The organism is Candidatus Ruminimicrobium bovinum (assembly GCF_902760015.1).
Lineage (GTDB): Bacteria > Elusimicrobiota > Endomicrobiia > Endomicrobiales > Endomicrobiaceae > Ruminimicrobium > Ruminimicrobium bovinum.
This window is the reverse complement of record NZ_CACWEU010000158.1, coordinates 1-9,977: the sequence shown is the minus strand read 5'-3', so window position 1 is coordinate 9,977 and position 9,977 is coordinate 1. Positions and strand designations below refer to the sequence as shown.

Here is a 9,977-nt window from a genome sequence, read left to right as displayed (position 1 = left end):
TAAAAATTATAACATAGCTTTTGTAGATTTTATCAACGGGCAAAATCCTCAAAACGTTTATCCCGATTGGAAAAAATATAAAAAGACAGATATTAATATTAAACATAAAGGGGAAAAAATAAAAATATATGTTAAATTCGATAATAATAATAATATTGACAGTATTATTTTTTATTCGAAAAATAGAATATCAAGTTTTGATAATAATGTCGATTTTGAACAGTTAAAGAAAAAATTACAAGAACAAAATCAAGACGGCTTTGTATCAACATATTTAAAAAATGTAAATTGCTTTATACCCGTTGTTGGAGAAAATGAACAAGAAATGGAAAAAAATATAATTAACAGAACAAAAGTTAATGTAACACATAATGCATATATGCAAGCTATAGAAGGAGTTTTAAATATTTCAAATAAACAAAACAGTATTAATTCCGTAATAACCGATGCAATTTCAAATGATATTGGGGTAATTGTTGTAAATCAGCAGCAAATGAGAGATAATTTAACTAAAATAATTAATGCTCAAAAAAAATACGGTTTAAAATTTGTATTATCAACAAATGCATATGATAATTTATTGGATGGTAACAGAATAGATGCAACTTCATTAAATTATGAACAGGTTAAAAATTTACTTGAAGAAATTTCTTTATCAGATTCATTAAAGGTATCAACAAGGTTATCCGTTAAAATTGATGATGAAGTTTTAAAACAATTTGATGAAGATATTTTTCAAAAATATGGAATAATTCCTATTTTAAATATTAATAATAAAAATATTTATTCGGGAAAATTTGAGCTTGAGCTTACAAAAGAAGATGAAAATGATATAGATGAAAATAAAGTTAATATAGATAAATTGTTAAAAGAACCGAATCTGATTTCAATATCTGTAGATGATGTTGCGCTTCTTTATGCAAATAACGGTAACGAAGTAATAAAAGATAAATTAAAAGAAGTTAATAATAGTAAAAAATATTACAATATAGGTTTAAAATCAGTTTTAGACAGTAAATTTATTGATGATTTTATTGTTAATAAAAATATTAATATTGAATTTTTTAATAATAATGAATTTTTAAAAGATATGTTAACAAAAGATTTTACAAATAATACATATAGCAGTGAAGAACTTGAAAGTTTAATTTCTGTTTTGAAAAACAGCACATTTTTTTATTATTTACCTGAAGTTGCACGTATTTATTTGGAAGATATTATTAATGAAGGTAATTATACACAAGTTATTGGTGCGGTAAGGGGAATTTTAATAAATACTGTTGAAAAACAAACTTTAAAACAATTAAATAAAAATAATAAATTAAATATTTCCGTTAATGATTTTAGGAAAAAATTAAATTTTGATTATAGAATAGCGTATTTAACATTAACAATGCAATTGATTCTTGAAAGCAAACAAAAAACTGATTTGGATTTCGTTGAAACATCTGTTTCAGACGTTGAAAAAAATACGGATAACATAATAAGAAAAATAGTTAGGGAAAATGATTATAAAATAGAACCGTTAACCGATGACTTGCTTGCAAATTATGCTATAATAGAAGATATTATTGTTAACAAGTTAAGAGATTTTGAAATAAATCCTGAAATTCAGTCATCTATACAAAATTTAAAGAAAGTATTTGCAGCGGCATAAGAGGTTTTTATGAAAAATAAATTAAAACTTATATTTTTATTCTTGTTTTGTTTTTCGGTATCGGTGTTCTGTCAAAATATCAGTGATTATTATTTTGAATTAAAAAATAATTTTGATATAGAAAAAATTGAAATTCCTTTCCAGCCCGATTATTCAAATATTAACAGGTGGGCATTAATCCCTGCAGATAATTCTAAATATAAAGTTGATGTTTTTTTTGTGTATCCTACAATATTTGCGGGCGAAGGTTTTAAATTAATGGATGTAACTGATGAAAAATTAGTAAAAAAGGCAACGAATTTATCTAAATATTATACCGGTATTTTTGAGGGAAACGCAAATGTTTATGCTCCTTTATATAGACAGGCATCAATAGAATTATTAGCACTTGATAAAGAAAATCAAACAGAACTTTTAATGACGGCTTTTTCGGATATTATGAATTCTTTTGAATTTTATTTAAACCATTATAATAAAGGAAAACCTTTTATTTTGGCAGGTTTCAGTCAAGGTTCTGCTATGATTTTAGAACTTATGAAAATAAGATTACGTGATAAAAATTTACAGAATAAATTAGTTGCAGCTTACATAATAGGTTATTCTGTTACCGAAGATGATTTAAAACAATATCCGTGGCTTAAAATGGCAGAATCGGCTTCCGACATAGGTTGTATTATTTCATATAATACTCAAGTTGCGGCAAACGGATATTCTGCTGTTTTTCATAAAAAATCAAAGGCAATAAATCCGATAAGTTGGAAAACAAATAACGTTCCATCTTCAAAAAAGCATTATAAGGGTGCCGTTATTTATGATTATGAAAATAATAAATTTATTAAATCAAGGCCGTTTGAAACTGCTTATTTGGAATTCGGGTCAAATGCTTTGGTTGTTGATGTGGATACTAACCAATATAAAGGCGGGCAGGATATTTTTAAAGAAGGTGTTTTACATGTATATGACTACATGTTTTTTTATAATAATTTAAAAGAAAATGCTGCAGTTAGAATAAACAATTATCTTAAAAAACATAAAATAAAATGATTATAAATGAATTTTAAGGAAAGTCTGCTTTATTTAATTCATTCTTATAATAGAACTATTACCGACTTAAATAATATTCCACAACAAAATTGTTTAATAAAAGATGATTTTATAAGAAACAACGTGTCAGAATATTTTATTTGGTTTAAAAAAAATTATAAATATTTAGAATATTTTTACCGCTTACTTGAAAACTATAATGACAAACAATTGTTTTTAAAAATGGTTGCATATAAAATGACGGTTGTTTTCCCTTCTGATAAGGAACACAATAAGTATTTACAATCCAGGAAGAAATTTGACGGTTTATTAGAAAATGATTCTGTGTTCAAATTGAAATCGGCAACAAGGAAATTAAAGTTTTATAATCTGTTAAAATTAGGATATAATTTAAAAATATACGGTGTAAAATCTTTACTTGATAAACTTATTACGTATGATCAGTATAATTATAAAGAATATTTAAAAAAAGGTGATTATGTTATAGATGCCGGCGGTTGTTGGGGGGATACGGCTTTACTTTTTGCCGATAGGGTCGGAAAAAAAGGAAAAGTATGGACTTTTGAATTTTTTGAAGATAATATTGATGTAATGATAGAAAATTTCAATCACAATAAAGAAGTTTCACAAAATATAACTTTAATAAATAAGCCGTTATATAACAAATCCGGAAGAATATTATATACAAAAAAAGAATGTGCCGATATTACCGCATTAACTTCTCAAAAAAAATTAAACTCTGTAAAATACAAAACTTTATCAATTGACGATTTTATGTATAGTAATAAAATAAAAAAAATAGATTATATTAAAATGGATATAGAAGGTTGCGAATTGAGGGCTCTTCAAGGGGCAAAAGAAACATTAATAAAGTATAAACCGAAATTGGCAATAGCTGCTTATCATAAAAAAGAAGATTGTTATAAAATATCAAAATTTTTAAATGAATTGAATATAGGTTATAAATTTTACTTTGCAAGTTATACATCAAATTTTACGGATACGGTTATTTATGCTTTATAAAATGTAATATTTTTTATTTTAAAAAAAATATTAAATTTTATTTTTGTTTTTTTTACAAAAATATAAAATCTAAAAAAATAATAAAAATTAAAAATCAAAAAAACAAGAAAAAATTTTTTTAAAAAAATTATAAGATTTTATTAAAAAGTTCAAATTTTTATATATTTTTATTAGTTCCGATAATGTATATTATGTTAAGTTGATAGGAAAAATAAATAAAAATTAACATTAAAGTAAAATGTTAAGAATAGAGTATTTTTTTATAATTATCAATATAAAAAATACTATTAATTATATTTTTTATTAAAAGTTATACAATAACACTCACAGCTATATATAGTTGTGTATTTGTTGACTGTTTTAATTATGAAAAAATGATAAAAAATAACTTTTGAATTTTGATTTTTTTTGAGATTTTAAAAAAATAGTAATTTTTTTTGAGATGATTTTTTGGAAGTTTTTATAAAATTTAAAAAACTGTTTTTTCCTGATTTTTAATATGTAAGTTTTTGATGAATGTATTGTAGATATTTTGTATTATATAGGTTTGTTTTATCAAAAATTCAAAAATTTTAATTTTAAGGTAGTTTTATACCCCTTAAATCAAAATTTTAATTTTATAAAATTTATAATATTTATTTTTGATATATTTTTGTAATATTTGTAAAAATATTATAATTATAATAAATGATGTTTATTTATTTTATGTTTTTATATATTATATATATTTTGTATTATATTTTGAATTTTGAAAATTACCGCTTTTATGCCTTATTTACAATCGGCTAAAATAACCCGATGTTAATATTTTTGGGGAGTTTATAAAATTTTATAGGTAATTTTTTTTGTTTACTATGCGCAAGTAAGAATAGTGTATATTTTTTGAGTACTTATATTGTTATTTGTGGTTTCCTTTCTAATATTATCTTTATTAAATATAGGCAATATAGTTGTATCGTCTTCTTTTGGAATAGTGTATTTTTTCAATATTTTATTTAATTTATTAAAATTATTATTGACTTCAGAATCTTTAAATAAATCACTGATATCTAATGATATTTTTAAAAATCCGTTATTATTCTTTGATATATTTAATAAAGTTTCTTCAATATTATTTTCATCGGATAATTTCAAATTGTAATAGTCTTCATCAGTTTCATAAATTTGTTCTATTTCTTTTTCTTTTAATATATTCGATATTTTTTGATATTTCTTATAAGCAAGTTGTTGTTTATATTCGTTTTCTTTTTCAATAGTATCATAAATTTGTTTATCTTCCATATCAATTTCTATTGACTCCGTATTAAACAGATTAGGATTATTTTCATCATATATATTTTTAATAATTATTTTTTTCTCTTTTACAGGTAAATTTTCTATAATTTTATCCAATTGTTCCGGAGTGCAATCATTAAAATCAATTGTTGCAATAACGGATACTTCGTTAAATTTAATTTCTTCATTTGATATATCAAATATATCAATATTATTGTCTTCGGTATTTTGTAAAGCACTTATATCGGATACAAACTCATTGTAGAAAATATCTTCTTGATTTTTTGTCATAAGAGAACTGTGTTCTACTTTTAAATTTACTACCGAATCAAAATTTTCATTACCCAAAAATTCCGAAAACTCTTTAAAAAGTCCTCTGTAAAACTTATCAATATTATCTCTTTTTATCGTATTTGCCGCATCCTTTTTTAAAATTTCAATATATGCATTCATATCTTCATTATTCATTATTCTGAGTATCGGAATTAAAATATGCGCAATAAAATCTATTTCTTCTTTTTCCCCGTTATAGTTTTCAACATAGTTTTTTGCTGTTTCAAGCAAATTAAAAACTTTAATATTATTGACATTTACCCCTATAAGCCCGGAATAAGCAGGTAACCTTATTAAAGGATTTTCCGATATGTCATATCTTCTGCTGTAACTTTCTCTGACAACAGTATTATTTATTTTGGAAATATTAAATTTATTGAATATTTTGTATATACCTTTATTATCTTCATCTGCAACCAAAAGCGGCAAATTTTGTTCTTCAAGCTGTTCATATTTTATGTCCGTTCCAAGTATTGTTATATTTTCTTCCTGATATAAATTACCTAAATATAAATACGAAGGGTCTGCTATAGCTATATTTCCATTATTTTTGCTATTTGTTTGCAACATTCCAACTGCATTAAAAAAAGCAAGTTCCACGGCTGTTGCCTGCCTGCCGTTAATTATTTCAAACCCCAAAGGTTTTGTTATATTTTCCGGTTTTGCACCATCAATATTTAATATTGCTATTTTTAAATTTTGCGGTTTTTTATCTTTTAGTGAAGGATATTTTTTTACCAATTCATCATAATTATCCGTAATTGAGTTAAATGCATGTATTATGGAATTACCGTCTCCGGTTTGTTCCGTAATAGAAAATTCGGTTGGAACCGTTTTAAATTTGCCGTATTCCGATATACCTTTCAGTGTGTTTTTTAAAGAATGTTCATCATTATATTGATTTTTGTTACCGGTAACAAAAATTAAATCCGGCATGTCTCCATAAGGAACTTTCGATATGTTTTTTAAGTATTTTTGCGTTAATGAATTTTGGATGTTTTCCATTTCATTTACGGACTGCTTATTCCTGTTTTCCTTCATTTTTTTTAATTTTTTTTCTTTAATTCTCATTGTTTTTATAAATCCGTCCAAAATAGGTATCCAATGTAAAAATATTGTTAAGCCGACACCTGTTGCGAACGAAACGGATAATGCTCTGACAGAAAAAGAATTTGTTGTTAATGCAATAATTATTTTTTGAATAAATAAAACGGTAGGAACCAACCTTGAAAGCATTTTTCTTGCTCGCCAACTTTCATTTATACCCAAATCAAAATGTTGCGGATTTTTATTTTTATTTATGAAATAATCTATATTTTTTTCAAAATTGTTGTCATATAAACCGCCGTGCATTATATCATTACCGAGCTGTTTTACCTCGGCCATTGTTGCAATCAAATTTTTTTGAGATAAAAATATACCAAAATTAATACCGAACAAATAACGAATTATTGCAGCTATTTTAAAAGTTTCCAAAAAGTGCATTTTATTTCCTTCGGAAATTCTATAGTAATACAAAGTTTCCAAAGTTACCAAATAATTTAACGATTTATAATATTTAACAAAATATTTCCCTATTAAATTAAATTCTTTAAAATCTATTGCCATTTGTTCTTCTTCTCGTTCTTTTTTTGGCAGTTTATAATACAGCTCTACGGTTTTATCATAAAAAGAAATTACATCCTGTAAAGTATCTATAAGGTCGTCTTTATTGTTTCCTTTAAGAGATCTTCTGTTAAAAGAAGTCAATTTAATAATTTCGGTTGAATAGTCTATTATTGTACTTAAATCTTTTGCTGTTAAATTTTCTTTATCGGTTATTTCTTTCCAATTTGTTAAAACGGAATTTAATTTGTTTATTCTTATTTCTTTCGGCGTTTTAAAATGTTCCCCTTCGTTTTCTTTTTTTTGTTTATAATTTATTGTAAGTTCATCTAAAATATCATTATATTCTTTTGTAATATTTTCAAGAGGTTTTTTTAACAAATTGTTATTCGATAACAAATGTATAATCTGCTCGTTATTATTTAGTATTTCCGATATTATTTTCAAATCGTAAAATTCATTATAATTCTTTATAAGTTCTTTATTTTTTTCTGCAAGTTTAAGACCTTCATCGTTTAAATTTTTATCTTTTATAATTTGTGAAAGAATATTATCCAATTTATCAAACGGATTTTTTTTCATAATAAAAACTTCGGCAGAGTTTCTTTGTATTTTCATATTTGAAAGTTCAACATCAATTTCTTTTTTCTTTTTATTATAAAAATCATTTTTCCAACCGAACCAAATTAATACTCTGTGCAGAAATACCGGAGGAAATAAACCGGTTAACAAAAATTGAAGCATCTCAGATATATCGGAGGCCGTAACGGCTGACTTCATAACCGCAACAAAAGCTGTTGCAACACAGGATTGAAGAGCCGTTATTATTGTTGAAAACCTTTGAAGAGCTCTTCTTGTTCCCCACCCCTTTTGCATACCGACTGCAGTTTTTTCTTTCGGATTTTGTGAACTTTCTATAAAATCTTCAATATCTTTTTCAAGCGTATTATACGGATAAAGAGAATACATTAACTTATTATTACACAAATATTGAACTTTTCTCATTTGGTTTCTAACATCAATTTGAGCATTTTTTATCCCTCTTGTAAATCCGAAAAGAACTCTGTTTACGGGCATTATTTTATATGTTTCAAAAATTGAATGTTTAGGGTATATATATCCGCATAACGTAGCAAGTGTGGAAGTGTAATCCAAAAGTCTTAAATATTCAACCGTATATTCCTGCATAACCAACAAACTTCTTTTTAAATTTTCCAAATCTTGTCTTAATACACTGTTATCTTCCGTTTTGGATATTTGTTTATTTATATTATTAATTGAACTGCTTATAATGTCGGATATTAATACATATAATTTAGCCGTATTTTCGTTTTCTACCGTATATAATTCATTTTGAAAATAAGTTGTTCTGAATACTTCCGTTAAAATATCCAAAATCTGGTCGTAATCTTTTTTGCTTTCAAGTGTATTACCGTTTATTTGTTCTAAAATTTCATAAGTTCTTTTTAAAGCAGAATCATTCGCAAGGGTTTCAACCGGTATTTCTATCAATTCAAAGTTGTTTTTGTTAATCGGTTCATAACTGTCAATACTTGTATTATCGTTTTTTACAATATTTGATAAATTCGAAATATTATCTTGTGTAGAATTTCTTGAATAATTTGAATACGGATGGTTGTAAACCGAAAATTTTACATTTCCTAAACTGTCTTTTCTTTTTTTATAATTTTCTTCAAATTTATCTGTATAATAATCAAAAAATTTTCTTTTTTCCGTTGATGACATATCCGTGTTACGAACAAGGTCTGTTTTATGACTTTCATTTCTTGAAAGTCTTAAATAAGGTTTAAACAAATGCTTTAAAATACTCATCCTTTCATTTGTTTTCTGTATTGCAGGTTTCATATCTGTTATAAAATCAATAAATTGCTTATATTTATCATTATCATCGAAATGTATAAGCATATTACCCGTAATAACTTCAAATTGTTCCAATTTCTTGTTATTAAAATTATAAAAATTTTTAGTTGCTATACCCCTTTTTTCAACAACATCCGTAATATCATCCGGCTTAAAACCGTAATAAAATTTTTCTATTTCACTTCTGTCTTCATCATTTTTAATAATTAGAGCCAAATTTTGTTCTTCTATTTCTTCCATATTTACGATGGACGATATAAATGTCAAATCACCTGTTATATTCATTGCGCCTATATATACACTTCTTGCTTCCATAAAAGCAATACCGCCGTCATCACCGAATTTATTGCAAGCTCTTATTCCGTTTAATAATGCAAGTTGAAGCGGTGTTAAATTTTTATCTTTAAACGGTAATGGCAATTCCTGCCTGATAAGGTTTATATCTTCGTGCGGAACATCTATAACAACAGTTTTTAACTTATCATAATTTTTATTACTTTTTAAGTAATCCGTTGCATATACCAAACCTGCGGCAGAACCGATATTTTGATCTTTTATTATATACTCTACACGGACATCTTTATTTTTTAACAATTCATTGATTTTATTTTCACAAAATGCTTTATCTTCTTTGTTGTCTAACGTAATTATAATAACATCAGGCATATCTCCGTTTATGGCATCAACGGTTTTTTGATATTCCGTACTTATAAACATATTTTTTACTTTTAAGTCTTTATTATTCGGTTGAATTTTATTTTCAATATCCGTATATCCGAATATATTAGCGAATGTGTATTTTAAAACAAGTAAATAAGAATAAAATTTCAATTTTAAATCATTTAAATACCATAAAAAATTAAATATTGTTTTATGAGTTATTTCGGTATTTTTAATTTTTGTTTGAGTTTGTGTTAATATATCCGATATAGGTTTTGAATTAAGTGTTATTTTATTATTAGTCGTTTTAAAATCAACGTTTATATTGTTTTTATTTAACCACGATGAAATTATATCGGCTTGTTTTTTAAAAGGGATATTCCTTTTTGTCATGGCGGAAGTCCATGAATTTATGATAATTGCCAATGAATATAAATCCGTTCTAACACAAACCATCGGCGGTGCCAATGCGCTTTGATAAACTATATTATTAACTCGT

4 protein-coding genes are annotated in these 9,977 nt (G+C 25.0%); 3 read left to right on the top strand and 1 reads right to left on the bottom strand.

Features of this window, described 5'->3' with window-relative positions:
• From ACMUOV_RS05395 to ACMUOV_RS05385, 3 genes are all read left to right on the top strand, one after another.
• Window positions 1–1,657: hypothetical protein (locus ACMUOV_RS05395; RefSeq protein WP_413854084.1), on the top strand; the 1,657-nt coding region annotated here is incomplete at its 5' end.
• 9 nt (window positions 1,658–1,666) lie between these two features.
• The gene (locus ACMUOV_RS05390) at window positions 1,667–2,701 is read left to right on the top strand and encodes a DUF3089 domain-containing protein (protein WP_413854083.1); all 1,035 of its coding nucleotides are present in this window, start codon (window positions 1,667–1,669) and stop codon (window positions 2,699–2,701) included.
• Between the two features lie 6 nt (window positions 2,702–2,707).
• Window positions 2,708–3,724, top strand: a complete 1,017-nt coding sequence (locus ACMUOV_RS05385; protein WP_413854082.1) for an FkbM family methyltransferase — start codon at window positions 2,708–2,710, stop codon at window positions 3,722–3,724.
• Window positions 3,725–4,576: 852 nt separating this feature from the next.
• On the opposite strand, the gene ACMUOV_RS05380 is transcribed toward ACMUOV_RS05385, so the two are convergent.
• Window positions 4,577–9,934, bottom strand: a complete 5,358-nt coding sequence (locus ACMUOV_RS05380) for a hypothetical protein (RefSeq protein ID WP_413854081.1) — start codon at window positions 9,932–9,934, stop codon at window positions 4,577–4,579.
• Window positions 9,935–9,977 lie beyond the last annotated feature (43 nt).

Excerpts from the sequence above, each read along its gene's own strand:
- ACMUOV_RS05390 (WP_413854083.1), top strand. The coding sequence starts at position 1,667 with ATGAAAAATAAATTAAAACTTATATTTTTATTCTTGTTTTGTTTTTCG.
- ACMUOV_RS05380 (WP_413854081.1), bottom strand. The coding sequence starts at position 9,934 with ATGGTTTGTGTTAGAACGGATTTATATTCATTGGCAATTATCATAAAT.
- ACMUOV_RS05385 (WP_413854082.1), top strand. The coding sequence starts at position 2,708 with ATGAATTTTAAGGAAAGTCTGCTTTATTTAATTCATTCTTATAATAGA.